This window comes from Streptomyces sp. WAC07094, assembly GCF_036320405.1.
Taxonomy (GTDB): Bacteria; Actinomycetota; Actinomycetes; order Streptomycetales; family Streptomycetaceae; genus Streptomyces; species Streptomyces lannensis.
Window position 1 is genome coordinate 487,583 of the sequence record NZ_JAVMJZ010000001.1, and the last position, 26,018, is coordinate 513,600.

Annotated in this window: 21 protein-coding genes; 11 read left to right on the top strand and 10 right to left on the bottom strand. The window is 70.1% G+C overall.

Annotated features, from left to right (window positions below; translation table 11 throughout):
• The first annotated feature begins 65 nt into the window (after positions 1 to 65).
• A complete protein-coding gene (locus tag RCR19_RS02200; protein ID WP_331263479.1) occupies positions 66 to 533 on the top strand; it encodes a MarR family transcriptional regulator in 468 nt (155 codons plus the stop codon).
• Between the two features lie 131 nt (positions 534 to 664).
• Complete coding sequence (locus tag RCR19_RS02205) at positions 665 to 2,371, top strand: MFS transporter (protein ID WP_331269316.1); 1,707 nt, start codon at positions 665 to 667, stop codon at positions 2,369 to 2,371.
• Between the two features lie 68 nt (positions 2,372 to 2,439).
• Here RCR19_RS02205 and RCR19_RS02210 read toward each other — a convergent pair whose 3' ends face one another.
• On the bottom strand, positions 2,440 to 2,856 hold the full coding sequence (locus RCR19_RS02210; RefSeq protein ID WP_331263480.1) for a VOC family protein: 417 nt from the start codon (positions 2,854 to 2,856) through the stop codon (positions 2,440 to 2,442).
• A gap of 5 nt (positions 2,857 to 2,861) precedes the next feature.
• Positions 2,862 to 3,254: a helix-turn-helix transcriptional regulator gene (locus RCR19_RS02215; protein WP_331269317.1), complete on the bottom strand. Its 393-nt coding sequence runs from the start codon at positions 3,252 to 3,254 to the stop codon at positions 2,862 to 2,864.
• A 278-nt stretch (positions 3,255 to 3,532) separates the two neighbouring features.
• Here RCR19_RS02215 and RCR19_RS02220 point away from each other — a divergent pair, with 278 nt between their 5' ends.
• The 4 genes from RCR19_RS02220 to RCR19_RS02235 all read left to right on the top strand — a co-directional run bounded on the left by RCR19_RS02220 (position 3,533) and on the right by RCR19_RS02235 (position 11,620).
• A complete protein-coding gene (locus RCR19_RS02220) occupies positions 3,533 to 3,943 on the top strand; it encodes a VOC family protein (RefSeq protein WP_331263481.1) in 411 nt (136 codons plus the stop codon).
• Positions 3,944 to 4,126: 183 nt separating this feature from the next.
• Positions 4,127 to 6,514 (top strand): excinuclease ABC subunit UvrA, encoded by a 2,388-nt coding sequence (locus RCR19_RS02225; RefSeq protein ID WP_331263482.1) that lies wholly within the window; start codon positions 4,127 to 4,129, stop codon positions 6,512 to 6,514.
• A 626-nt stretch (positions 6,515 to 7,140) separates the two neighbouring features.
• Positions 7,141 to 10,932: a carboxypeptidase regulatory-like domain-containing protein gene (locus RCR19_RS02230; RefSeq protein WP_331263483.1), complete on the top strand. Its 3,792-nt coding sequence runs from the start codon at positions 7,141 to 7,143 to the stop codon at positions 10,930 to 10,932.
• Positions 10,933 to 11,167: 235 nt separating this feature from the next.
• Entirely contained in the window at positions 11,168 to 11,620 is a 453-nt protein-coding gene (locus RCR19_RS02235; protein ID WP_331263484.1) for an SRPBCC domain-containing protein, read from the top strand.
• Between the two features lie 178 nt (positions 11,621 to 11,798).
• Here the strand turns inward: RCR19_RS02235 and RCR19_RS02240 are convergent, their stop codons facing one another.
• The gene (locus RCR19_RS02240) at positions 11,799 to 12,884 is read right to left on the bottom strand and encodes a sulfite oxidase (protein ID WP_331263485.1); all 1,086 of its coding nucleotides are present in this window, start codon (positions 12,882 to 12,884) and stop codon (positions 11,799 to 11,801) included.
• 315 nt (positions 12,885 to 13,199) lie between these two features.
• Between RCR19_RS02240 and RCR19_RS02245 the strand changes: the two genes are divergently transcribed.
• On the top strand, positions 13,200 to 13,364 hold the full coding sequence (locus tag RCR19_RS02245; protein ID WP_331263486.1) for a hypothetical protein: 165 nt from the start codon (positions 13,200 to 13,202) through the stop codon (positions 13,362 to 13,364).
• 47 nt (positions 13,365 to 13,411) lie between these two features.
• Here RCR19_RS02245 and RCR19_RS02250 read toward each other — a convergent pair whose 3' ends face one another.
• Both RCR19_RS02250 and RCR19_RS02255 read right to left on the bottom strand, forming a co-directional pair.
• Positions 13,412 to 15,172: an MOSC and FAD-binding oxidoreductase domain-containing protein gene (locus tag RCR19_RS02250; RefSeq protein WP_331263487.1), complete on the bottom strand. Its 1,761-nt coding sequence runs from the start codon at positions 15,170 to 15,172 to the stop codon at positions 13,412 to 13,414.
• Between the two features lie 474 nt (positions 15,173 to 15,646).
• Positions 15,647 to 16,162, bottom strand: coding sequence for a CGNR zinc finger domain-containing protein (locus RCR19_RS02255; RefSeq protein ID WP_331263488.1), 516 nt, complete (start codon positions 16,160 to 16,162; stop codon positions 15,647 to 15,649).
• A 398-nt stretch (positions 16,163 to 16,560) separates the two neighbouring features.
• On the opposite strand from RCR19_RS02255, the gene RCR19_RS02260 reads away from it, so the two are divergent.
• Positions 16,561 to 17,421: a DUF427 domain-containing protein gene (locus RCR19_RS02260; protein WP_331263489.1), complete on the top strand. Its 861-nt coding sequence runs from the start codon at positions 16,561 to 16,563 to the stop codon at positions 17,419 to 17,421.
• Positions 17,422 to 17,604: 183 nt separating this feature from the next.
• Entirely contained in the window at positions 17,605 to 18,321 is a 717-nt protein-coding gene (locus RCR19_RS02265) for an SDR family oxidoreductase (protein ID WP_331263490.1), read from the top strand.
• Between the two features lie 350 nt (positions 18,322 to 18,671).
• On the opposite strand, the gene RCR19_RS02270 is transcribed toward RCR19_RS02265, so the two are convergent.
• Positions 18,672 to 19,460 carry an SAM-dependent methyltransferase gene (locus RCR19_RS02270; RefSeq protein ID WP_331263491.1) on the bottom strand — a complete coding sequence of 263 codons (789 nt, stop codon included), beginning with the start codon at positions 19,458 to 19,460 and terminating at the stop codon, positions 18,672 to 18,674.
• Between the two features lie 485 nt (positions 19,461 to 19,945).
• On the opposite strand from RCR19_RS02270, the gene RCR19_RS02275 reads away from it, so the two are divergent.
• Positions 19,946 to 21,541, top strand: coding sequence for a GMC family oxidoreductase N-terminal domain-containing protein (locus tag RCR19_RS02275; RefSeq protein ID WP_331263492.1), 1,596 nt, complete (start codon positions 19,946 to 19,948; stop codon positions 21,539 to 21,541).
• Between the two features lie 271 nt (positions 21,542 to 21,812).
• On the opposite strand, the gene RCR19_RS02280 is transcribed toward RCR19_RS02275, so the two are convergent.
• The 3 genes from RCR19_RS02280 to RCR19_RS02290 form a co-directional block, all read right to left on the bottom strand.
• Entirely contained in the window at positions 21,813 to 22,037 is a 225-nt protein-coding gene (locus RCR19_RS02280; RefSeq protein WP_331263493.1) for a hypothetical protein, read from the bottom strand.
• The gene (locus tag RCR19_RS02285) at positions 22,034 to 22,669 is read right to left on the bottom strand and encodes a ParA family protein (protein ID WP_331263494.1); all 636 of its coding nucleotides are present in this window, start codon (positions 22,667 to 22,669) and stop codon (positions 22,034 to 22,036) included. Before RCR19_RS02285 ends, RCR19_RS02280 begins: the two co-directional genes overlap by 4 nt.
• Before the next feature lie 184 nt (positions 22,670 to 22,853).
• Positions 22,854 to 23,786, bottom strand: coding sequence for a DMT family transporter (locus RCR19_RS02290; RefSeq protein WP_331263495.1), 933 nt, complete (start codon positions 23,784 to 23,786; stop codon positions 22,854 to 22,856).
• Positions 23,787 to 24,008: 222 nt separating this feature from the next.
• Here RCR19_RS02290 and RCR19_RS02295 point away from each other — a divergent pair, with 222 nt between their 5' ends.
• Entirely contained in the window at positions 24,009 to 25,241 is a 1,233-nt protein-coding gene (locus RCR19_RS02295) for an FAD-dependent oxidoreductase (protein WP_331263496.1), read from the top strand.
• A gap of 24 nt (positions 25,242 to 25,265) precedes the next feature.
• Here the strand turns inward: RCR19_RS02295 and RCR19_RS02300 are convergent, their stop codons facing one another.
• On the bottom strand, positions 25,266 to 26,000 hold the full coding sequence (locus tag RCR19_RS02300; RefSeq protein WP_331263497.1) for a carbonic anhydrase: 735 nt from the start codon (positions 25,998 to 26,000) through the stop codon (positions 25,266 to 25,268).
• Between the last annotated feature and the right edge of the window lie 18 nt (positions 26,001 to 26,018).

Here is a 26,018-nt window from a genome sequence, read left to right on the forward strand (position 1 = left end):
ACCGTCCCGATCATTACTAACCCTTGATTGAACAGTCCAGACTGATAAACCTACTATTAATACCTGTGGACATCGATGCACAGACAGGACACGAGCATCCACGCGGCTCGAGTGACACCGCGGGGCTCGCGTACCGCCTCCGGCTGGCCGTGGGCCGCATGACCCGGCGACTGCGCCAGGCGCATGCCGTGGGAGACGTGTCGCTCTCCGGCGTCTCGGTGCTCGCGCGACTGGCCGCCGACGGCCCCGACTCCCCCGGATCCCTGGCCGAACTGGAACGCGTACGGCCGCAGGCCATGGCGAGCACGCTCGCCGTGCTCGAACAGCGCGGGCTCGTCGGCCGCACCCCCGACGCGACGGACGGACGTCGCGCCATCGTCGCGATCACCGAGGAGGGACGGGCCATGCTCGCGGAGCGGCGCTCGGAATCCGTCCACCGGCTCTCCACCGCCCTTGACGAGTTCACGGCGCAGGAACGCCAGACCCTCGCCGCGGCCCTGCCCCTCCTCGACCGACTGGCGGAGCGGCTGTGACGGCGCACGGCCCCGGTTCCGGCGACCGGCACACCGACCGCCCGCGCGGCAGGACCGCCTCCGCGCTGCGGACCCTGCAGTCGGCTCGCAGTAACGACACACCCGCGGGCCCGGGCTACAAATGGGTCGCCCTGTCCAACACCACGCTGGGCGTGCTGATCGCGACGATGGACGCCTCCATCGTGATCATCTCCCTGCCCGCGATCTTCCGGGGCATCGGGCTCGACCCCCTGGCGCCCGGCAACATCGGCTATCTGCTCTGGATGATCCTGGGGTATCTGCTGGTGTCGGCCGTGCTCGTGGTCGTCCTCGGCCGGCTCGGCGACATGTACGGCCGGGTCAAGATCTACAACCTCGGCTTCCTCATCTTCGCCTGCGCGTCCGTCGCACTCTCCCTCGACCCGTTCCGGGCCGGCGCAGGAGCCCTGTGGCTGATCCTGTGGCGCATCGTGCAGGCGTTCGGCGGCTCCATGCTCACGGCCAACTCGGCCGCCATCCTGACCGACGCCTTCCCGGCGCGGCAGCGCGGCATGGCCCTCGGCATCAACCAGATCACCGCGCTCGCGGGACAGTTCCTCGGCCTTCTCGCCGGCGGACTGCTGGCCGCCGTCGACTGGCGTGCCGTGTTCTGGGTGAGCGTGCCGGTCAGCATCACCGGCACGATCTGGTCGTATCTGAGCCTGCGCGAGACGTCGGCGGGCCGCCGCGGCCGCATCGACTGGGTGGGCAACACCACGTTCGCGGCGGGCGCCGGAATCCTGCTGGCCGGTATCACCTACGGAATCCAGCCCTACGGATCCCACCCCACCGGCTGGACGAACCCGTGGGTGCTCGCGGGCCTGATCGGCGGCGTCGCGCTGCTGCTCGTCTTCTGCGTCGTCGAAACGCGCATCGCGGAGCCCATGTTCAATCTGGCGCTGTTCAAGATCAGGGCGTTCGCCGCGGGGAATCTCGCCGCGCTGCTGACCGCGATCGCGCGCGGCGGACTGCAGTTCATGCTGATCATCTGGCTGCAGGGCATCTGGCTGCCCCTGCACGGCTACGCCTTCGAGGACACCCCGCTGTGGGCCGGCATCTTCATGCTGCCGTTGACGGTGGGCTTCCTGATCGCCGGCCCCGTCTCCGGCTATCTGTCGGACAGGTTCGGCGCCCGCATGTTCTCCACGGCCGGTCTGGTCGTCGTCGCGGCGTCCTTCTTCGGGCTGCTGGCGCTCCCCGTCGACTTCGACTACGGGGTCTTCGCCGCGTTGCTGCTGCTCAACGGGCTGGGACAGGGGATGTTCTCCTCGCCGAACACCTCCTCGATCATGGGTAGCGTGCCGGCCGAGTACCGAGGAGTCGCCTCGGGCATGCGCTCGACGTTCCAGAACTCCGGCACGGCACTGTCCATCGGCGTCTTCTTCTCGCTGATGGTCTCCGGCCTCGCCTCGTCGCTGCCCGACACGCTCCGCGGTGGCCTGGAGGCGCACGGGGTCCCGTCCGGCGCCGCCGAGCATGCGGCATCGCTGCCACCCGTGAGCACTCTGTTCGCCACGTTCCTCGGGAACAACCCGATCGAGCACCTGCTCTCGTCGGAAGGGACGCTCGACCATCTCTCACCCTCCCAGCACGCCGCCCTGACCGGTCACAGCTTCTTCCCGCAACTGGTCTCGGGACCGTTCCACCACGGTTTGGCGATCGTCTTCAGCGTCGCCGCCGGCATGGCTCTGGTCTCCGCCGTCGCCTCGGCCCTGCGGGGTGGCCATCGCCCTGCCGGGGACGCACCGCAGAGCGGCCGGCCGATCACCGCGGCCGAACCGCGCCCGGCGGCGGAGCGGCGGCACAACGCGCCTTCCTGACCACCGGGCGGTTTCGTACGCGCCCGGCCACCCGCGAGACGGGGGCCGGGCGTGTCCGTGTTCCCGGCTCACTTCCCGAGGGACTGGGTGAAGCGCAGCAGATTGCCCGCGGGGTCGCGGAATGCGCAGTCGCGGACGCCGTAGGGCTGGTCCATGGGCTCCTGCAGCACCTCACCGCCTGCGCCGCTGATGCGCTCGAAGGTGGCGTCGCAGTCGTCCGTCGCGAAGATGACGCCGTGCAGCAGGCCCTTGGCCATCAGCTCCGCCATGGCCCGCCTGTCGTCCGCCGACGCGTTCGGATGGGCGATGGGCGGTTCGAGGACGATGTTCACGTCCGGTTGCGAGGGTGCCCCGACGGTCACCCAGCGCATCCCCTCGAAGCCGACGTCGTTGCGTACCTCGAGGCCGAGTACGTCGCGGTAGAAGGCGATCGCCTTGTCGTGGTCGTCGACGGCGATGAAGCACTGGGAAAGCGTGATGTCCATGCCGCTCACGCTACGGCCGAGTCGTGGGACCCGCTTCTCCGTTCCTGACCGGTGTTCCTCACGGGCCGCGTATGGATCTTGACCATGCATGCCGGGATGGCGGCGCCATGATCGTGGCTCCTGGCCCGGTAGGTACTCGGACTCTCCCCGACCAACTGCGTGAACCGCGCGCTGAACGACCCCAGCGAGGTGCAGCCGACCGCGAAGCAGACCTCGGTCACCGTGAGGTCGCCGCGGCGCAGCAGCGACTTGGCCCGCTCGATACGGCGGGTCATCAGATAGCTGTAGGGCGTCTCCCCGAAAGCGGCGCGGAAACTGCGGGAGAAGTGGCCCGGCGACATCAGGGCGTCGCGCGCCAGGGCCGGGACGTCGAGCGGCTCGGCATAGTCGCGGTCCATCCGGTCGCGGGCCCGCCGCAGCCGGACGAGGTCGTCGAGGTCCTGCCTTCTCACCTGCTCAGTTTCCCACAGCAAACAAGTGCCGAGGCCGAGGGGGCGAGGGGACGCGGCGGCAGGGGGGCCCGGATCCTGCACCGGCCCGCCGGCGAACGCCAAGGACGCCGTGACGAGGCTAGCGCCCTTGGCCGGCCGGCTCCATCACGCGTGGCGACGCTCCTGAGCGGACCGGTCAGGAATGGAGAAGCGCGGGTCGCGGACCGGTGGCTAGCGTGACGGCCATGGACATCGGCATCCACGCGAGCTTCCTCCCGCACGACGACCCGGAAGCCTCCCTCGCGTTCTACCGTGACACCCTCGGCTTCGAGGTCCGCAACGACGTCGGATACGGCGGAATGCGGTGGATCACTGTCGGCCCCGCCGATCAGCCCGGCACATCCGTCGTCCTCGAGCCGCCCGCCGCGGATCCCGGAGTCACCGAGGACGAGCGCCGCACCATCGTCGAGATGATGGCCAAGGGCAGCTACGCCCGCGTCCTGCGGGCCGCCCCCGACCTCGACGGCGCCTTCGCGCGACTGCGGACCGCCGGCGTCGAGGTCGTCCAGGAGCCCACCGAGCACCCGTACGGAGTGCGCGACTTCGCCGTCCGGGATCCCGCGGGCAGTCTGATCCGCATCAACGAGCGGCGTTGAGCCCTCCGGCGATCGTGGCCATGAGCCCCTCCGGCCCGGGCCGGTGACCGGGAGGTCACCCCCGACCTCAAACGCGGGCCCCGCGCCCGGACGAAGCACGTACCCTCGAAGCTCGTCAGATCGAGCCAGGCGACGCCGACGGGAAGACCGCGAAGGCCGACCCGCCTCACACATGGAGACCCGATGAGCAAGGTCACGAAGGTGGATGCGCAATCGCCTGCGCTGCATGCCGCCGACAGCCACGATCTGATCCGCGTGCACGGCGCGCGAGTGAACAACCTCAAGGACGTCAGCGTCGAGATCCCCAAGCGCCGCCTGACGGTGTTCACCGGAGTCTCCGGCTCGGGCAAGAGCTCATTGGTGTTCGGCACCGTCGCGGCCGAGTCGCAGCGGCTGATCAACGAGACCTACAGCGCCTTCGTACAGGGCTTCATGCCCACGCTGACGCGTCCCGAGGTCGATGTGCTCGACGGGCTGACGACCGCGATCATCGTCGACCAGCAGCGCATGGGCGCGGACCCCCGCTCCACGGTCGGCACCGCCACCGATGCCAACGCCATGCTGCGCATCCTCTTCAGCCGGCTCGGCACGCCGCACATCGGCCCGCCCAGCGCGTACGCCTTCAACGTGCCCTCGGTCAGGGCGAGCGGCGCGATCACCGTCGAGCGCGGTGCCCGCAAGACCGAGAAGGCGACGTTCACGCGCACCGGCGGCATGTGCCCGCGCTGCGAGGGCCGCGGCGCCGTCTCCGACATCGACCTCCGCCAGCTCTTCGACGATTCCTTGTCGCTGAACGAGGGTGCGATCACCGTCCCCGGCTACAAGGGGGGCGGCTGGAACTCGCGTCTCTACATCGAGTCGGGCTTCTTCGACCCGGACAAGCCGATCAGCAAGTTCACCAAGAAGGAACTGCACGACTTCCTCCACCGCGAGCCGACCCGGATGAAGATCGCGGGCATCAACATGACCTACGAAGGGCTGATCCCGCGGGTCCAGAAGTCGATGCTCTCCAAGGACACCGAGGCGCTGCAGCCGCACATCCGGGAGTTCGTGGAGCGGGCGGTCACCTTCACCACCTGCCCCGAGTGTGACGGCACGCGGCTCAGCGAAGGGGCCCGGTCCTCGAAGATCGAGGGCATCAGCATCGCCGATGCCTGCGCGATGCAGATCAGCGACCTGGCGCAATGGGTCCGCGACCTCGACGAGCCGTCCGTGGCGCCGCTGCTCACCAAACTCCGGCACACTCTGGACTCGTTCGGCGAGATCGGACTCGGCTACCTCGCGCTCGACCGGCCGGCCGGCACCCTGTCGGGCGGCGAGGCGCAACGCGTCAAGATGATCCGCCACCTCGGCTCCTCACTCACCGACGTCACCTATGTCTTCGACGAGCCGACCGTCGGTCTGCACCCGCATGACATCCAGCGGATGAACGACCTGCTGCTGCGGCTGCGGGACAAGGGCAACACGGTGCTCGTCGTGGAGCACAAGCCGGAGGTCATCGCGATCGCCGACCACATCGTCGACCTCGGGCCCGGCGCCGGTACGGAAGGCGGCACGGTCTGCTTCGAGGGGACCGTCGAGGGGCTGCGCGCCGGGGGCACCATCACAGGCCGCCATTTCGACGACCGGGCCGCCCTCAAGCAGACGGTGCGCAAGCCCGACGGCGCGCTGGAGATCCGTGGTGCGTCGGCGAACAACCTGCATGACGTGGATGTCGACGTGCCGCTGGGGGTGCTGACCGTCATCACGGGCGTCGCGGGCTCCGGCAAGAGTTCACTCGTGCACGGGTCGATCCCCGCCGCCGCGGGCGTGGTGTCGGTCGACCAGGGCCCGATCCGTGGCTCGCGCCGGAGCAACCCGGCGACGTACACCGGACTGCTCGAGCCGATCCGCAAGGCGTTCGCCAAGGCCAACGGCGTGAAGCCGGCGCTGTTCAGCGCCAATTCCGAGGGTGCCTGCCCCACCTGCAACGGCGCCGGAGTGGTCTACACCGACCTCGCGATGATGGCCGGTGTCGCCTCGACCTGCGAGGAGTGCGAGGGGAAGCGGTTCGAGGCGTCGGTACTCGACTACCGCTTCGGCGGCCGCGACATCAGCGAGGTCCTCGCCCTGTCGGTGACCGAGGCCGAGGAGTTCTTCGGCGCCGGTGAGGCGCACACGCCGGCCGCGCACCGCATCCTCGAGCGCCTCGCCGACGTCGGGCTCGGCTACCTCACCATCGGCCAGCCGCTGACCACCCTGTCCGGCGGTGAGCGGCAGCGCCTCAAGCTGGCGACCCACATGGCGGACAAGGGCGGCGTCTACGTACTCGACGAGCCGACCACGGGCCTCCATCTCGCCGACGTCGAGCAGTTGCTCGGTCTGCTGGACCGGCTGGTCGACTCCGGCAAGTCGGTCATCGTCATCGAGCACCACCAGGCCGTCATGGCCCACGCCGACTGGATCATCGATCTCGGCCCCGGCGCCGGCCACGACGGCGGCCGGATCGTCTTCGAGGGCACACCCGCCGACCTGGTCGCCGCTCGCTCCACACTCACCGCGGCGCACCTCGCGGCGTACGTCGGCAGTTGACCGCCCTTCGGGCCGTCATCACCTCCGCGGGGCCCGACGGCCCCGCGGAGCCGCACAACGGTCCCGACGCCGAGCCGCCTGCACCGTCGGCAACGACGCCCGGCGGCGGGAGCGTTGCCCGACGCGGATGCCCGGCGCAGCGGCGCGGGCGGGCGACCACCGGGCGATGCGCGGCGGCGGGCGGGACACCACCGGTGGCTAGCCGGGCGCGCCGCACGACGACAGTGGGCCGAGGCGCCGGATCGCCGACATGAGCACGTCCTCGCTCAGAGGCCATGCCGCGCACCCTGCGCGATCGTGCCGCCGCGCTCTCCCCGAACCGGACCCTTCGACGGCCGTGGTGCCCGTCGGCTGATACGCCCTGTGATTGCGGCAGTTGCGGCGATCGAGGCTCCTTCGATCGCTCTCCGGCACGACCAGGGACGGCGCGCCGGGCCGGCCCCGTCGACCTCGGCCATCCGCGCACCGGCGCTCAAGGGCGGAGGCCGATCCGCACCGACCGAAATTCTGTGGACGGACGGCGAACTTTTTTCGATCCTCCCGCAACTCACCTGTCCAAGGGCGGCGTTCGCCGCCGGAGACGGTAAGTCCGCAGGAGTGATGATTTGTCCATATCGCATAGACCCGTGCCCCACCGGCGGAGACTCAGATCCCTCGGTGCAGGCCTGCTGAGCGCCGCCCTCCTGGCGACACTCGGCGCCCAGAGCCCCGCCCTGGCCTCCGGCCGTCAGGAGACCAAGGCCGCCTCGCCGTCCACGCACCCGCAGCCGGGGCACGTGGAGCCGCTCTGCGGGCCGCCCGAGCCGCACGAGTTCACCTGCTTCGGCCTGCGCCGCACCGACGTCACGGCTCGCAAGGGGCTGAGGGCCGCACAGGACGCCCCACAGGGATTCGGCCCGGCCGACCTGCGCAGCGCCTACGGGATTCCCGAGGACGGCGGTGCGGGCAGGACCATCGCCGTCGTCGACGCCTTCGACAACCCCGACGCCGAGGCCGACCTCGCGGTCTACCGCGAGCAGTACTCACTGCCCCCCTGCACCGGCGCCGACGGCTGCTTCACCAAGGTCGACCAGCGCGGTGGAACCCACTACCCGGAGCCCGACGCCGGTTGGGCCGGTGAGATCTCCCTCGACCTGGACATGGTCTCGGCCATCGCCCCGAACGCCCGCATCGTGCTGGTCGAGGCCGACAGCGCCACCATCGAGAATCTGGGTGCCGCCGTCGACCAGGCCGTGTCGCTCGGGGCGGGGTACGTCTCCAACTCCTACGGCTCCAACTACGCGTTCTTCCCGGAGGACTCCGGCGAGTCGGCGGCCGACGTCCACTACGACCACCCGGGTGTCGCCATCGTCGCCTCCTCCGGCGACTCCCGCTACGGCGTGGCCTACCCGGCCGCATCCCCGCATGTCACGGCGGTCGGCGGTACGACACTCACCCGGGACTCCAGCGCCACTCGCGGCTGGACCGAGTCGGTGTGGAGCCACGACGGCGCCGGAACCGGCTCCGGCTGCTCCCTGTACGAGCCCAAGCCCGCCTTCCAGCACGACGGCGGCTGTGCCGGGCGGACCGTCGCCGATGTCTCCGCGGTGGCGGACCCGGCCACGGGTGTGGCCGTGTACGACAGCGCCTCCGGCGGCTGGGGCGTGATCGGCGGCACCAGCGCCTCGGCGCCCATCATCACGGGTGTCTACGCGGACGCGGGCACCCCGGTCGCCGGGACCGAACCCAACGTGTACCCGTACGCCTCCGGCGGCTCCGGGCTTCATGACGTGACGACCGGCACGAACGGAAGCTGCTCACCCGCGTATCTGTGCACCGCCGGCCAGGGCTACGACGGACCCACCGGCCTCGGCACCCCCGACGGCCTGTCGGCCTTCCGTATGGGACCGCACGGCACCGTCACGGGAACCGTCACCGACGGGGCCACCGGCGCTCCCGTGGCCGCGGCCCGGGTCACGGCGGGCAAGTTCGGCACTACCACCGACGCGGGCGGCCACTACACCCTGCCACTGCCCGTCGGCAGCCACGACGTCCACGTCGCGGTGTACGGCTACGAGCCCGCCGAGGCATCGGCCGTCCCTGTCGCCGACGCCGCGGCAGTCACCCGGGACTTCGCCCTGCGGAAACAGGCGGTGCACCGGGTGTCGGGAACGGTCGGCGACGGATCCGGACACGGCTGGCCGCTGCACGCGAGAATCACCGTGGACGGGGTTCCCGGAGCTCCGGTGTGGTCGGACGCCTACACCGGCGCGTACCGCCTCGACCTGCCCGAGAAACACACCTACACCCTGCGGGTCACGAGCGACGATCCGCACTACCGGTCCCTTGTACGGCAGGTGGCGTTGCGGAGCACCGACCGGACCGTGGACCTGGCGCTTCCCGCGGACACCTGGGCGATCGACGATCCCGCCTACTCCTTGAAGGTCGACACGCTGGACACCCAGTCCTTCGACGTCCCGACGCGGGCACCGCAGGGCTGGAGCGTGGTCAACGCCCCCGGAACGACGCAGGGCTGGGCGTTCGACGATCCGGGCGGCCGGGGCAACGGCACCGGCGGTTCCGGCGGTTTCGCCGTCGCCGACAACGACCATGTCGGCTGGGACACCGCGCTCGACACCCAATTGGTGAGCCCCGTGTACGACTTCGGAGGCAAGGGCGACCCGGAGCTGGTGTTCGGCACGGACTACGAGGGCTCCGCGGAACAGCGGGGCGATGTGGACGTCACCGACGACGGCGGCAGGACCTGGACCACCGTCTGGCACCAGGACCAGCTGTGGGACATCGGCCGCGTCGAGATCCCCCTGACCGCCTACGCGGGCAAGCACGCGGTGCAGGTGCGCTTCCACTTCACCGGACCCGGCCTGTTCTGGGCCGTCGACGACGTGACGATCGCGCAGCGGGTCCTCTCCCCCGTCCGCGGCGGAGTGCTCACGGGCACGGTCACCGACGCGAACACCGGGCAAGGCCTGGTCGGCGCCACCGTGCGTTCGGGCCCCACGAACGGCCCCTCGGCCCCGACGGTGCCCACCACGGGGGACCCGCGTGTCGGTGACGGCCTGTACCGGCTGTTCGTCCCCGGCGGCGGCAGCCGCACCGCCACGGCCGCCAAACCCGCGTACCGCACGAACGCCCGCACCGTGACGGTCTCCGCCGACCGGGTGACCAGGGCCTCCTTCGTCCTGGCAGCGGGCCGGTTGAGGCTCGACACCACACGGATCGACGCCACCACCGCCCCCGGGGGCAAGGTGGTCCGCAAGGTGACCGTGCGCAACACGGGCACCGCCCCCGCGACGCTCCGGCTCGGTGAACGCACCGGCACCGGGCCCGGCTCCGCGGCACCGGCCACGGACTGGCGCCAGGTGCCGGACCTTCCCGAACCGGTGATGGACAACGCTGTGGAGACCTACGGCGGCAAGCTCTACTCGGCGCTCGGGTGGGACGGTTCCGGCCCCACCGCCGAGCTCAACGTGTACGACCCGTCGGCGGGCACCTGGACGCGCGGTGCCGACGCGCCCGCGCCCCGGCAGGCCACGGCGCACGGTGTCATCGGCGGCCGGCTCTACACGGTGGGCGGCTGGGGCCCCGAGGAAACGGTAAGCAGCACCATGCAGGTCTACGACATGGCGAGCGGCACCTGGTCGAAGGGGGCGAGCATGCCCCAGCCACGCTTCGGCACCGCGAGCGCCGTCCTCGACGGGGACCTGTACGTCGTCGGCGGCTGCACCAACACCGAGTGCGCAAGCACCCTGTACGTCTTCGACCCGGGCTCGGGCAGATGGACGCAGGCCCCGGACTACCCCCAGTCGATCAGCTGGACCTCGTGCGGCGCCGTCAACGGCAAGCTGTACTGCGCCGGCGGCATCCACGAGGGCGTCGAAACGGACGCAGCCTACGTCTACGACCCGGCCTCCCGCAGCTGGCAGAGCATCGCGCCCATGCCCGTCGGTCTCGCCACCGCGGCCTACACCGCCGCCAACGGGCAGCTTCTGGTCTCCGGCGGCTTCAAGCGGGTCGGGGTGAACAGGGTCCTCACGGCGGAGGGTTACGCCTACGACCCGGGCCAGGACGCCTGGACCGCTCTGCCCGCCGCCCCGACGGCGGTCTACCGTGGCGGCGCCACCCCAGGCCTGTATCGCGTGGGCGGCAGCGACCAGAGCCGCTTCCCCGTACCGGTGGCCACCGTGGAGCAACTGCCGGGATACGACCGGATCGAGGCGAACGTGGACTGGCTGTCGGAGAATCCCGGTCGGCTGACCCTGCAGCCCGGCCGGAAGGCGTCGTTCACGGTCACGCTGAACGCGCACGACATCACATCAGCCGGTGACCGCACGGCGTCCTTGATCCTGCGCAGCGACAGTCCGTACTGGCTGCCGGCGATCCCGGTCTCGCTGCACGTCGTCAAGCCCCACGGTTCCTAGCACCGTCTGCCCGACTACCGCGCCCCCGAGCGAATCGTGCGCTGCTCGGGGGCGCACTCGTCGCTCCGCGCCGGAAGCGGTCCTGCGGGGCGCGCCGACCGCCCCGGCGTGCACGGCGCGACGAGCGCCAGAACAGGCACCGCCCGTCCACCGAGGAGACCCCCGGCGGAGCGATGAGTTTTCGCGTACCCGGGCGTCTACAGATGCGACAGGCCCGACGACGAGGAGACGAGACATGAGCACCGAGCAGACCACCACTGCCGACGGCCACTCCTACACGCTCACCCGAACGCTGGACGCCCCGGCCGCGAAGGTCTGGCAGGCGTGGACCACCCCCGACCAGTACGCCCAGTGGGCCTATGCCGCTCCCGGCTCCGTCGAGATGGACGTACGGCCGGGCGGGACCTGGAAGGCCACCGTGGTCACACCCGACGGCGGAGAATACCCGCTGACCGGCTCGTATCTCGAGGTCGCCGAGAACCGCCTGCTGGTGATCGGCATGGACGCACCCGGCAAGCCCGCACCCCAGACCATGACCGTGGAACTGGACCAGCAGGACGACCGGCACACACAGATCGTGCTCCGCCAGACCTGCGACACCGCCGAGGAACGCGACATGGCCGAGCAGGGCAGCACCATGCTCCTCGACGGCCTGAGGGGCTTCCTGACGGGAGCGGCCGGGGCCTGAACCGCCTCGAACCGATGTGTGGGACACCCGGCGGGCGGGGGCACGTCTGCTCCCGTCCGACCTCCTCCGCACCCGGATCCCGGCCGCTCACCGATGGTGCGTCGACTTGGTGTGCGGGGCACGAACACGGCTCGACCCGCGTGGAGTTCGTGTTCCGGGCGCGCCTCGCACCGCGTGGTCAGGAACGGCAGGTGACATGCAGCCGGGCGGCGGCGTTGTTGGCGTAGCCTCGTGGATTCCACACGGTCGCCGGGGATTCGGGCTGCACGGCGGCGGTGGAGTCCCAGGCACGGGCGATGAGCTCGGTATCGCCCGACGGCAGATCGAGTGTCGTGTGCCAGTGCTGCCACGTCCAGGGGCTCTCGGGGAGGTCCACCTTCGCGTGGGTCCAGGTGTCGCCGTCGTCGGCGGAGACGTCCACACGTTCCACGGTCCGGTCGTCCCCGGCGTAGGCGAAGCCGGCGACCTCGGTCGGTCCGGCGGGCAGCCGGGCATCCTTGCCGGGTCGCAGGATGGCGCAGTGAATGGCCACCGGCCCCAGCGTGATGCCCTCGCCGCGTTCGGCCGTGTGCGGGTCGGCCTCGGGCGGCAGGATGCTGTACTCGGTCTGGAAGTAGTTGTCGGACGGTCCGGCCTGTACGCCGATCCGCAACAGCCACTTGACGCTGCGGGCGCCGATCCAGCCCGGGACGACGACCCGCAGCGGCGCGCCGTGCACGGCCGGGAGCGATTGCCCGTTCATGGACCAGGCCAGCAGTACCTCGTGCGAGGTCGCCTTCGCCATCGGTATCGAACCGCCGAAGTGCTGCGGCGGATAGGCCTGGTCCGACACATCAGCGCCGGTGAAGGAGACGTGGGCGGCATCCGGCCGCACTCCCGCCTCGGCCAGCACGTCGGCCAGGCTCACCCCGCTCCAGCGCGCGGTGGAGATCGCCCCGGGCCCCCACGGAACCAGACCGGGTATGTCGGAGACCTCCATCAGATCGGCGCGCCGGTTTCCCGCACACTGCAAGGTCGCCACCACACTCCGCTCGGGGAAACGGTCCCGCAGCTCGTCCATCGACATCTCGAGAGGACGGCCGACCAGGCCCTCGACCCGCAGCCGCCAGTTCTCGGCGTCGAGCTGCGGGATCGGAGCGTGGTTGCGGCCGTAGAACGTGTCCACGGGAGTGATACGGCCGGCCAGGGCCTGCGGAGGCGATTCGGCGTTGTACGGCTCGACCTCGTGCACCACCATGTCGTCCCGTTTGTTCCATATGCCCATCCCTCCACTGTTCACCATGTCCCGTGAAGGTGCCAGATCACCCCGGCTGCGCCGCCTCGGCCGTCCCGAGCCTCGCCAGGGCCGTCGACACCAGCGCGGCCGTCCCCGTCTCGAGAGTGAGGCGGACACTCAGCAGGAAGCGGGGTGAATGATTGGCCGGCGGCGCCGACAGGCCGTCCAGGCCGGGAAAGACGCATTCCGCCCAATGCCGTACCTGGCGAAGAGCTGACGCAGCCGCCGACGGCGCGTCAGCGGCTACGCTTCCACCGGAGCGCACCCGTGCTCCCCCGGACCACCGCACACAGGGGAGGATCCATGCCGTGGTGGGCGCTGATCCCGGTCGTCTCGATGATCACCGGGCCCGCGGCTCTGTACCTCCTGACCAGGCGCAAGCGTCAGGCGAGCGGTGACGATGCACGCTACGACCAACTCTCCCGGAAGTACACGGCGTTGCTCGAGGAGACAACGCGAAAGCATTGATCCCGCCTCCAGGACAGAATCGCTCGTGGTGATCCAGCCGAAACGGCCTAGAGGTCGAGGACGATTTCGGTCGTGGGCTCGCTGCAGCAAACGAGGACGGTGCCCGGCTCGGGCAGTTCCAAGGGCGGGGTGGTGTAGGTGACATCGCCTTCGACGAGGTGTGTGACGCAGGTGTGGCAGACCCCCGTTCGGCAGGACCAGCGGGTGGGGACGTCGCAGGCCTCGGCGAGGTCGAGCAGGGACGTATGGTCCGCCGACCACGGAGTGGTGATGCCGCTGCGGGCGAAGGTGACGAGCGGGCCCGTGCCCTCGGGACCGGGTGGCTGGTGCGGCCGGACCGCGGCGGTGGGTGTGACACCGGGGTTGATGGCGGGCAGGGCACTGAACTGCTCCACGTGGATCCGTTCGGAGCCCAGGCCGTGTTCGCGCAGGAAGCCGCCGAAGTCGTCCATGAAGGGGGCCGGTCCGCAGAGGTAGGCGTCGGCGTCCCGGGGGATGCCCATGGCCGCCGGTGATGCGGCGGTCGGCCGGCCATGGACGATGCGGGGCTCGTCGGCGTGCGGGCTTTCGCGGGTGTAGTAGATGAACTCCTGGGCGCCCGGAAGCTGCGTCAGGAGTGCGTGGGCCTCGGCCGCGAAGGCGTGGTGGGCCCGGTCGTGCGCGATGTGGATCCACCACACCGGGCGGGGGTCCCTCGTGGTGGCCAGTCGGTGGAGCATGGCCAGCACAGGGGTGGCGCCGATGCCCGCGGAGACGAGCACGACCGGACGGGTGCCCGCCTCCAGTACGAAGGTCCCCCGAGGGCTGGCGATGTCGACGAGGTCACCGGGGTGGACTTTGGTGTGGAGATAACCGCTGACCAGACCGTGGGGCTCGTGCTTCACGCTGATGCGGTAGGTGCCTGCGCCGGGCGCCGACGACAGGGAGTAACTGCGCACCGCGGGCGCGGGGTCACCTACCGGCAGGCGGATGGAGAGGTATTGGCCCGGGCGCGCCTCGGGCAGTTGCATACCGTCGGTGGTGTCGAGGTAGATCGACGAGACGGCGGGAGTCTCGGGGACGATGCTGCCCACCCGCATCGGCTTGAAGCCGGGCCATGCCGGTTCGCCTTTGTGTTGCTGGGCGGTGGCGCGTTCGTCCGGCCATCCGGGTTCCTGAGCGGGTTGCTCGGCGGCGGCCAGTTCACGGAAGGAGCCCTGCCAACCGGGGCTGAGCGCGGGGATGTTCAGCGCCTTGCGAAGCTTCACGGGGTCGCGGTCGGGGAGATAGAGCAGCGCATCGGTGTCGGCGACGCTGAGCCTCTCGGGGCCCTTTCGGGTGAGGCTGATCTCGTCGCCGGCCTGGACACGGCCTTCGGCGATGACGCGCATATAAAAGCCGGGGCGATGGTGGGCGACCAGGAGTGCGGCCATCGTGGGTTCGCCCAGGCGCATACCGACGCGATAGCAGGTGACGCGGGGTTGGGAGACCTCGAATTCCGCTTCGCCGATGCGGTATCGGTCGCCGATGCACACTTCGTCGTCGGGCAGGCCGTCGACGGTGAAGTTCTCTCCGAAGATCCCGAAGGTCAGGTCGTCGCGGCCGAGTTGTTTCCGCCAGTACTGATAGGACTCCACCTGATAGACGAGTACGGCCCGCATTTCGCCGCCGTGTCCGGCCAGGTCGCCCTGGCCGTCCCCGTCGACATTCAGTCGCCGCACCATCCGGGGCCCGTCCACGGGGGCCTTCCATGCCCCGGTGCGGACGGTCCTTCCCTGCCACGAGACGTCCTTGGGCATCCCTACGTTGACGGACAGCAGCGTCGCCATCGCGGACCTCCTGCGTGGGTGGCCGACCGGCGCAACCCCTCATCACGCGGGTCTGTGCACTCGGGCCGATAGTAGTTCTTCACCCGGTGGCGCCGCGATTCCGTGATCCCGAGTCCACCGGCACAATCGCTGACATTTCCCGAGGGACGCACGAAAACGCGCCCATTCGTTTTCCCTCGCCGGGCGATTCACAATCCGCATGCTTTCACGGTGGCGAGGACGTGTACCGCCGCGCGACACTGTTGCCCTCTTGCCGCCGAATTCCACGGCGGACCTCATTACGCACAGCCGACCGCCGGGCGCTCGCCCAGGTTCGACGGTTCGGTTCGGCGCAATGGGGGCCCTGCGCCTTGCGTCGACCAACGGCAGTCACGCACGGTCACGCCGCGATCGCCGAGAGGTGCGGCGGCCTCTGCCCGAGGACGGCTTGCCGACCGGGTCGGCCCACAGGTCTCCGCCATCGGTCCGCCGCCGTCATCCGGCCGCGCCGTCGCGGGTGCGCTGATAGTGACGCCTGGCCTTCATCCTGTTGCCGCAGACGGCCATGGAGCACCACCGGGCATTGTTGGTCTTGCTGCGGTCGAGGAGGAACCGGCGGCACTCGGGATTGTCACACGGCCGCAGCCTGCCGGGCATCGTCTCCTGCAGCGCGCTCCAGGCAAGCACGGCCTCCACCGCCATCCGGTGCTCCCTGGGCGCGTCAAGCTCCCACGAAACGCCCGCCGGGGAAAGACGCGGCCGGGAGACGACACCCTCGAGGAACGGTGCCAGTGACTCGGCCGGCCGACTGCCGCGCACCACACCCTGAAGGACGTCGCGCGCGTCGAGGAGGCGCCGGCGCTCCGCCGCTCCCCCGCGGCCGCCATGTGCCATCTGCCAGGACTTCGCCGCTTCCGGGTCGGCCAGCTGATCCTCGACCACCCCGTTGACCACCGGCGTGGTGTTGAGGAGCTCGAGCAGTGCGTCCTGCTGTTCCCGATCGACCACCACGGCCGCCTCCTAACCAGAAAGATTACTTTGACAGGTTACATGAACACACCCGCCCTAACCAAACAAGCAGCCCCTAGCGGTTAGCCCCGACATCCATCGCACCCTGCGCCTTGCGGGGCGCCGAGGGTGACGCCGGACCGGCAGGCGCAGCACCCATCAGTCATAACCCTCATTCTTCACTTGACAGGTTAGGTGCGACATGGTCGACTGGCTCTATAACCAGCAAAGAGACCCTATAAGGGTTATGGCCATGAACTCGGCAGTCATCCGGACCGGCTTCCGAAGGCCCCCGGAGCAGCGGTTCCCACTGTCCTCGCCCCCCGGCCCGTCGACCGCAGCGACAGGTCGACCCCGGAGCGCACGCCGTAGGCCGCGCTCCCGCCCGAAAGGAACACGCCATGGGACTGTCCTGGCAGCAAGGCCCCTTGTCCGCAGGAGCGATCGGACACTTCCTCACCGCCGAACCCCTGCCGGAACGCCTGCCGTTCGCCGAGCGACTGCGCCGCCGCATGCGCGTGAGGTTCAACGGCACCTGGATCGCCGACAGTGAGGACGTCGTCCTGCTGCACGAGCCCGGTCGCTACCCGGTGGCCTACTTCCCGCGCGCAGAGGTGGACGACAAGGCACTGGTCGCGACCGACAGGGTCACCCACCACAGGGATCTCGGCGACACCGCCTGGTTCGCGGTGCGCGCCGGCGAGCGCACGGCCGAACGCGCCGCCTGGGAGTTCACCGCGCCGCCCGAGTACGCAGCGGAGTTCCAGGACCGCGTCGCCTTCGCATGGCGCGCGATGGACGCCTTCTACGAGGAGGACGAGCGCATTCTGGGCCACGCGGCGGACCCCTACCACCGCATCGACATCCGCGACACCTCGCGCTCTCTGGAGGTCCGCCTCGGCGACACCGTGGTGGCCCGCTCCGAACATCCGGTCGTCCTCTACGAGTCGGGATTCGCCCCGCGCTGGTACGTCCCGCGCGCCGACATCGACGAGAGCCTGCTGCGCCCCGTCGAAGGCCGGACCTTCTGCCCCTACAAGGGACTGTGCGACTACTACGACATCGGCGACGCGCGTCGTGCCGCCTGGTCGTACCCCGACGCCTACCAGCAGGTCGGCCGGATCGGCGACATGGTGTCGTTCGAGCCCGACAAGATCGAGGTCCGGCTCGACGGCAAGCACCTGGCACCCGAGCCCGGGCAGAAGGTCGTCCCGCACGGCATCGACCGCGGCCTCGACATCGACGAGGTCGGCTCCCGCTGAACCGCCGGGGCGCCGGCCGCACCACGCACCGCCGGCGGGAGAGACCGCACGTCCACCCGCGCGGGCGGCCTGCCGTTATTCGCGAACCCACGCCATGAGCACGGAAATTCACGTATCAGAACCGTGCAGCACGAGGCTTGTTCGTCCCGGCCTCGGCACCGATCGATCACAAGGAGAGTAGTGATGTCAGCATCCCTGCAGGGCCGAACAGTTCTCGTGGTGGGCCGCGGCAGCGGAATCGCCCGCGCGGTCAGCGACGTGGCCCTGGGAGAGGGGGCCCGTGTCATCGCGGCGGGCCGCGACAAGGCCGCACTGCAGGAGAGTTACGACGGGACCGAGGTGACCGTCGCCACCGTCGACGTGACCGACGAGGCCTCCATCGCGGCACTGGCGACAGAGGTCGGCCCTGTCGACCACGTGGTCACGGCCGCCTCCGCCCGGGCCAGGGGCACCGTCGGCGAACTGACGCCCGAGGCCATCCTCCGGTCGTTCCACACCAAGGTCGTCGGACCGATCATGCTCGCCAAGCACTTCGCGCCCACCATGCGGGCGGGCGGCTCCTTCGTCCTGCTCTCCGGCGTGGCCGCCCTGGAGCCGGACCCAGGATTCCTCGCGGTCGCGGCGACGAACGGCGCGGTCAACACCGTGGTGCGTTCCCTGGCCGTCGAGTTGGCCCCGATCCGGGTCAACGCCGTCTCGCCCGGCACGATCGACACCGGCGCGTGGGACGCGCTCGGCGAACAGAAGAAGGCCGAGTTGTTCGCGCGTCTGTCCGCCGCCAACCCCGTTGGGCGGATCGGCACCCCGGAGGATGTGGCCCACGCGGTCCTCTTCGCGATGACGAACACCTTCATGACCGGCGTGTCCCTGTCCGTGGACGGTGGGCAGCCTCTCGTCTGATCCCACCGCATCCCCCGCACGACCGGGAGCAACCACCCCGGCCGTCCGGTGATGCGCCGCCCCTGAACGCGGCACGCCGGGCTGCTGGTTCCTGCCCGACAGCTCCGGCCGACGCGATCCGCGTCCCCGCCTCCGGCGGTGCGCGATCCGCCGCTCCGCTCATCCGAAGGTCCGGAGGCCGTGGCGACCGCCTGCTGACAGACGGTCGCCACGGACGAACTCTCTTCTGATGTCCGGCGGACCGGATCGGCATCGCGTCGCAACACCGGGCATCCGCAGGCCCGAACGCGCCCGACGGGACCGTCACACGTCCCCGTGGCCACCGCGGTGGCCACGGGGCGAAGGCGGCGTCAGCGGAGGCCGGCGACTCCGGCGTAGATACCGCTGCCCTCGGCGGAGGGCGCCGGCGGGGCCTTGAACCACTCCGTGGCGGTCACCAGGCCCGGGTCGACCAGATCCAGTCCGTCGAAGAAGCGGGCCACTTCGGAGCGGGTGCGGAAGCCGAGGCGAATCCCGCCCTTCGCGTACTCGGCGGTGACCTGCTCCGCCAGTTCCGGGTAGAGGTCGGACGCGGCGTGCGACAGCACCAGGTAGCTGCCCGACGGCAGAGCGGCGAGCAGCTCGCCGACGATGCCGTGGGCGTCCTGCTCGTCGGGGATGAAGTGCATGAGGGCGATCAGGGACATCGCGATGGGACGATCGAAGTCGAGCACCTGCCGGGCGTGCTCGAGGATCTCCGCGGGGCGGCGGACATCGGCCTCGATGTAGTCGGTGAGTCCCTCAGGACGGCTGACCAGAAGCGCTTCCGCATGCCGCAGCACGATCGGGTCGTTGTCCGTGTAGACGATCTTCGCCGACGGCACGATCTCCTGCACGATCTGATGCAGGTTCGGCTCGGTGGGAATGCCCGTGCCGATGTCGAGGAACTGGTCGATGCCCTGTCCGGCCAGCCAGGCAGCCGCCCTGCGCATGAACTCGCGGTTCTGTCGAGCGGCGTCGTGCGCCTCGGCCGGCAGCATCTTGCCGACCGCCTCGTCGACGGGATAGTTGTCCTTGCCGCCCAGCAGCCAGTCGTACACCCGTGCAGGATGCGCCACACTGGTGTCGATCTTCCGAGGGTTGGGGGTGCCCGTCGTCATGACATGCTCCGTCGCGCGAGTAGATCAGAAAGTATTTTCGATCAGCTCAGTCTTGCACACCAAATCAGCGGCCTGAGCACGCAGTTGGCATGGTCAGCACCGCACCCTTGTGCCGGGCTGATCCCCGGCAGCCCTCTGCACCCCGTTGCACATGCCCACACGAATCGAGCGACAACCTCCCCATTGCCGCGGGCAGGTCTGTCGACGTTCTTGTCAACAGCTTCCGTGAACCGGATGCAGGGCCCCGAGGCTCGGGATCCAGGCCCGGTCGCGAGTGCGGCGACCACCACGACTGAATTCGTCGAACAAAAGTAAGCTGGTACACAAGGAAGAGACACATGCCGCGGAATGTCGTGAACCGGAGTCGCATCCACGTCTGAGCGTGGTTCTCCTCCACGCAGGCGACCGGTCACCGACCTTCGGCGCGTCGGTGGAACGCTGCTCGACGCAGTCGTCGCGGACTCGGAACACGCCCGGGAGCACCGATGCGCAGCACGGAAAGCTTCGACTACATCATCGTCGGTGGCGGCAGCGCGGGATGCGTCCTGGCCGACCGGCTCAGCCGCGACGGCTCCGCCCGCGTGCTCCTGCTCGAGGCCGGCGGCTCGGACAGCGACGAGGCGATACGCATACCCGCCGCCCTCGGGATGCTGTTCAAGTCGGAGGTGGACTGGAACTACCGTACGGTCGCTCAGCCGGAGGCGGGCCGCACGTTCTACTGGCCGCGCGGGAAGACGTTGGGTGGATCGTCCTCCACCAACGTCATGATCTACATTCGCGGCAACAGGTACGACTACGACGGCTGGCGCGACCGCTTCCATGCGGTCGGCTGGGGGTACGACGACGTGCTCCCCTACTTCGTGAAATCCGAAGCGCATCGCCGGCTGGGCCCGCCCTACCACGGCAAGGACGGCCCGCTGCATGTCGAGGACCGCGCCTACACGCACGGGCTCTCCCATGCCTGGCTGGCCTCCGCCCAGCAATGGGGACTGGAGTACAACGACGACTTCGCCGGGCGGTCTCCCCTCGGCGCCGGCCCCTTTCAGGTGACATGCCACGACGGACGCCGCTGGTCCGCCGCCGACGCATATCTGCGCCCCGCACTCAGCCGTCCGAACCTCGCCACACGGACCCGTGCCTTCGTCACGCGGATCCTTCTGGCGGGCTCCAGAGCGACGGGGGTGTCCTACGTCGTGAACGGCGGGGAGGTGACGGCGTACGCGGACGCCGAGGTCCTGCTCTGCGCCGGCGCCGTCAACTCCCCTCAACTCCTGCTGCTGTCGGGCATCGGTCCGCCCGACGAGCTGCGCGAGGTGGGCATAGAGCCGCGGGTGCCACTGGCCGGAGTGGGACGGAACCTCCAGGACCAGCTCCTCGTACCCCTCGTGTGGGAGACCCGGGAAGCCGGCGACGTCGTCCTGGACCTGCTCACCCCCGCCAATCTGGCCCGGTGGCGGACCTCGGGCGACGGGCCCTTCGCCTCCAACTACGGTGAGGTCGGGGCCTTCCTCTCCGTCGCCGGCAGCGGGCCCGGGCCCGACATCCAGCTCACCGGCGGTCCAACCGCCCTCATCCTCAGCGGAGAAGAAGTACCTCGGCGTTCGGTGTTCACCATGAACGCCACCGTCCTGAATCCCTCCGCGCGCGGGTCGATCCGTCTGGCGTCGGCCGATCCTCGGAAACACCCCCTGATCGATCCCCGGTATTTCGACGATCCCGCCGATCTGCGGCTCATGGTGAAAGGCCTCCGGGCGGCCGTGGGCATCGCCCGGTGCCCGCCCTTCGCCGACCACCTCACAAGGCCCTACCTTCCGCACAGTGCGGACTTGGACCACCTCGACCAGGCGGACTGGGAACACCACGTTCACCGGTGGAGCGCCACGTGCTACCACCCCGTGGGCACCTGCCCGATGGGGGAGGACGAGGAGTCCGTCGTGAACCCTGCGCTCCAGGTCCACGGCGTGGACTGTCTGCGGGTCGTGGACGCGTCGGTCATGCCGACGGTGACCAGCGGCAACACCAACGCACCCACCATGATGATCGCGGAACGGGCCGCGGATCGCATCCGGCCGGAAGCATGACCTCGAGCCTCCCTCGGGGAGACGACCGACCGGCTACGACTTCGTGGTGGTGGGGGCGGGTACGGCGGGGTGCGTTTTCGCCTCACGACGGGGACGGAGCGCCGAGGCGACCGTCCTCGTTCTGGAGGCCGGTCGGCGCGAGTCCCTGGACACCGCCGCGGAGCCGGCCGTGTCCGCCGACATCAACGCGACCGACTGCGGCATCGCCGAACGCGCCGCGGACCTCCTCCTCCGGGGACAGACGTCGGCCTGCCCGCGCAGCGCCGCTCCCCTACGGGGTGCTTCTCAACGGCTGCAGTACGGCGGCACCGGCTCGCACGATCGCGGACACGGGTCCCTCCACCCACCGCATCACATCGCGCGGCAGGGAGGTGTCGAGTTCGATGGTCACCCGGACGTACCGGGTGTGCAGCTGGGCGACCTTGGCCGGACGCGGTGCGGTGGCCTCCGGTCCGCGCTGCAGAGCGGCCCGGTAGGTGTCCTTGCGCTGGTTCACGGCTTGTCCTGACGCTTGATGAGTTCGTCTGCGAGATCCATGTACGCCGAGCCCTTGACCCGGACCGGGCTGCCGAACGACTGGGCGTAGAGGTCGAGCCGTGGGACATGGGTCGACAGCACGTCGAAGCCCCGCTCGGTGAGGGCTTCCCGGGCATCGGCATCGGGACCGGTGCGCGTGGCGTCGGCACGGTTGGTGCGGTTCAGCAGCACGGCGGCGCGCGCCGGACTGACCCGCAGTGACTGCACGTCACCCATCTCACCGCCGATGGGCGCCATGCGGTCCAGCTCGATGGGGGCCGGGGTCACCGGGACGATCCACTCGCTCGCGTACCTCATGATGCTGCGGGTGATGTGTGCGTGGTCCTCCATCTGCGGGGCGTCGAAGACCACGGCCTGCCGGTTGCCCAGGAAGTCGTTCACGCGCCGGTGCACGTCCCCCACCGGAAGGGCGATCACAGGGAAGGGGAAGCCGCCTGCCAATTCGCTCCAACGCAGCGCGGAGGACGCGGGATCGCTGTCGACCAGGAGCGGTGACAGACCCGACTCGTGAAGTGCGTGAGCCAACCAGACCGCGCTGGTCGTCTTTCCCACTCCGGGTTTCAGGTTCACAAACGCATAGCTCAGCGACACGAGAGTGGACGCTATCGGCCGTGAGCCGCAGGTCATCGCGGCGCGGGGCACACGAGTGCGTGGTTCACCCGGCAGCGCGGGGGGATCATCCGTATGGGCCAGGGGTTCGGTTGCCGGGCTGCTCGTTCCGTCCGTGGACGCCGAGGACCTCGCGGTCCTCGGCAGTGAGCAGCGGCTCGGCGGATCACGAACTCGTGGGCCCCGACGACGTTCGGGCTTCGTCCGGGCGGGCGCCGCGGGTGGCGCCCGCCGATGCGGCCACCACGCACAGCACCGCGATCCACTGCGCCCAGTGCAGCCGCTCCTGCAGCACGACGAGTCCGATGAGGGCCGCCATCGCCGGTTCGAGGCTCATCAGGATGCCGAACACACGCGGGGGGATCCTGCGTAGCGCCTCCAGGTCCAGCGAGTACGGGATCACCGACGACAGCAACGCCACGCCGAGCCCCGCGACCAGGACCCAGGGCTGCATCAGCGCCGCTCCGCTCTCGGCCACGCCGAACGGCACCGCCACCAGTGCCGCGACGACCATTCCCAGCGCCAGACCGTTGCCTTCCGTGGTGTGGCGGCCCAGCGCCGCGCCGAGCAGGATGTACACCCCCCAGCACGTTCCCGCTGCGAGGGCGAACAGAACGCCGACGGGGTCGAGGTCGCCCCGCCCCTCCATCAGCAGTACCACACCGCCTGCCGCGAGCACGGCCCAGAAGCCGTCCAGCCAGCGCCTCGACCCCGCGAGGGCCACCGCGAGCGGCCCGAGGAACTCCACGGTGACCGCGATCCCCAACGGGACCCGGGCCAGGGCCAGATAGAAACACAGGTTCATCAGGCCGAGAACCACGCCGTAGCCGAGCACGACGAACCATGTGCGACGCTTCAATCGCAGGGACGGCCGCCACAGCAACATCAGCACCGCCGCCGCGAAGAACAGCCGCAGAGCGACGGTCCCGAAGCTGCCCACCTCGCTGAACAGGTGCTTGGCCAATGCGGAGCCCAACTGAACGCTGACGATGCCGAGCAGTACCAGCGCCGTCGGCGGGATCGCTCCGACGGCCCGTCCGGTCAGGGATGATCGGGGCGACGGGCCGCGCTTGGCCCGGTCGACCTTCGTGGTGGCCACGCATGGATTATCGACGACCGGGCGCCACGGGTCACATGATTAACCGGCATGGCATCCACCGTCCGACCACAACGAGACCGCACGACGGGCGCTGCGGTTCCGTCACGTTCCCGGCCCGATTGCGCCACTCGCCGCCCCGCCTCGTGACGTCGATTCCCGGGCAGGGATATATCTCGAAGTGGCGTGAGTCGTGGGTGTCGTCGAAGAGAAGGGCCGGCTGTGATGGAGCGGACAACGTGCTGCGTGGTGGGCGGCGGTCCCGCGGGCATGATCCTCGGTCTGCTGCTGGCCAGGGCAGGGGTCGCCGTCACCGTTCTGGAGAAGCACGCCGACTTCCTGCGCGACTTCCGCGGCGACACCGTGCATCCGTCGACCCTGGCGCTGCTGGACGACCTGGGACTCGCCGAGCGCTTCGCCGGACTGCCGCAGCGCAGGGTGACCGCACTCCAACTTCCGCTCGGCGCCGACGACGCACTGATCACCGTCTCGGACATCAGCGCGCTTCCGGGTCCCTACAACTACGTGGCGATGGTGCCGCAGTGGGATCTGCTCGACCTCCTCGCCGACGAGGCGGGCAAGGAGCCGTCCTTCTCGCTGCGGATGAACACCGAGGCCACCTCCTTCCTGGTGGAGCGCGGACGGGTGACCGGAGTGCGCTACCGCACCTCCGACGGCCGTAGCGGCGAACTGCGGGCCACGCTCACCGTGGCCTGCGACGGCCGGGGTTCACTGGCCCGTACCCGTCCCGAGCTGGGCTTGACGGAGTTCACCTGCCCCATGGACGCCTGGTGGTTCCGGCTGCCACGGCGGGACGGTGACCCGCACGGACTGGTGGGGGGCGCGGGCGACCGGTTCATCACCGCCATGATCGACCGCGGGGAGTACTGGCAGTGTGCCGCGCTGATTCCCAAGGGGACGGACTCCGAGCGCCGCGGGGACGGTCTCGACCGGTTCATGGCCGAGTTCTCCGCTGCCGTGCCCTGGATCGGGGACCGCACCCACGCGCTGCGGTCCTGGGATGAGGTGAAGATGCTCGATGTGCGTCTCGACCGCCTCCGGCGCTGGCACCGCCCGGGGCTCTTGTGCATCGGAGACGCCGCGCACGCGATGTCACCGGTCTTCGGTATCGGCATCAACCTCGCGGTCGAGGACGCGGTGGCCGCCGCGCGGTACCTCGTCGAGCCTCTGCTCAGGGGCGAGGTCGGCCTGCGCGACGTACGCGGTGTCCAGCGCCGCCGATGGCCGACCACCGCGCTGACGCAGGCACTGCAGCGGCTCGCTCATGCGCGGGTCATCGCCCCGGTACTCGCGGGCGACCCGCCGTTCGGCCACGCACGGCTGGCGGAGCGGGCGAGCGAACTCCTCGCCGGCTCACCCTGGCTCAAGCGCCTGCCGGCGTACTTCATCGGCTACGGTGCCCTGCGCGAGCGGCCGCCGGCGCAGTCGGTGCGGTGAGCCGCGGCCGGCGGCCTCTTTCGTTCAGGAGGGCGCGCCGGTCAGGACCTCCACCTTGCCCTCGTCGAGCGAGTAGTAGGCGCCGACCACTGCGAGCGAGCCCTTTTCCACGAGCGGGGCCAGGTCCTGGTTGGAGCGCAACGCGTCGGCGGTCAGCCTCACCTGGGCCCGGGCCATGGTCTCGACCGGGTCGGACCCGCCGTCCCGGGCCGCCTGTTCGTAGGCGGGCCGCAGCGCCTTCGCGATCGCCTCCAGGTTGCCGGGCAGTGGCTTGCCGTCCCGAATGGACTTGTGGGCCGACTCGACGGCACCGCAGCGCTGGTGTCCGAGCACCACGACGAGCGGAGTGCCGCTCGTCATGGGTCCGTACTCCACGGAACCCGTGACCACCGGGCCGACCGCCTCGCCGCCCGTGCGCATCACGAAGAGGTCGCCCAGCCCGGTGTCGAAGAGGAGTTCGGGCGGCACTCGCGAGTCGATGCAGGCGAGGACCGACCCGAAGGGCTGCTGCTTCTGGGCCACGAACTCGCGTCGGGTGGGGTCCCGGTCGGGATGCCGGAGGTCTCCCCTCACCCAGCGGTCGTTGCCGTCCATGAGTCTTGCGAAGGCCTGGGCCGGTGTGACCGGCCGCGCGTCCGCCGGAGCGCGGGCGGCCAGCGGTGCCGTACGCGTGGACGAACACCCCGCCAGCCCGATGGCGGCCACCGCAAGCCCGCTGCCCAGCAGGGTTCTGCGATCCGGCTGTCCCGTCCTGTCCATCGGCCGTTCTCCTCGGTC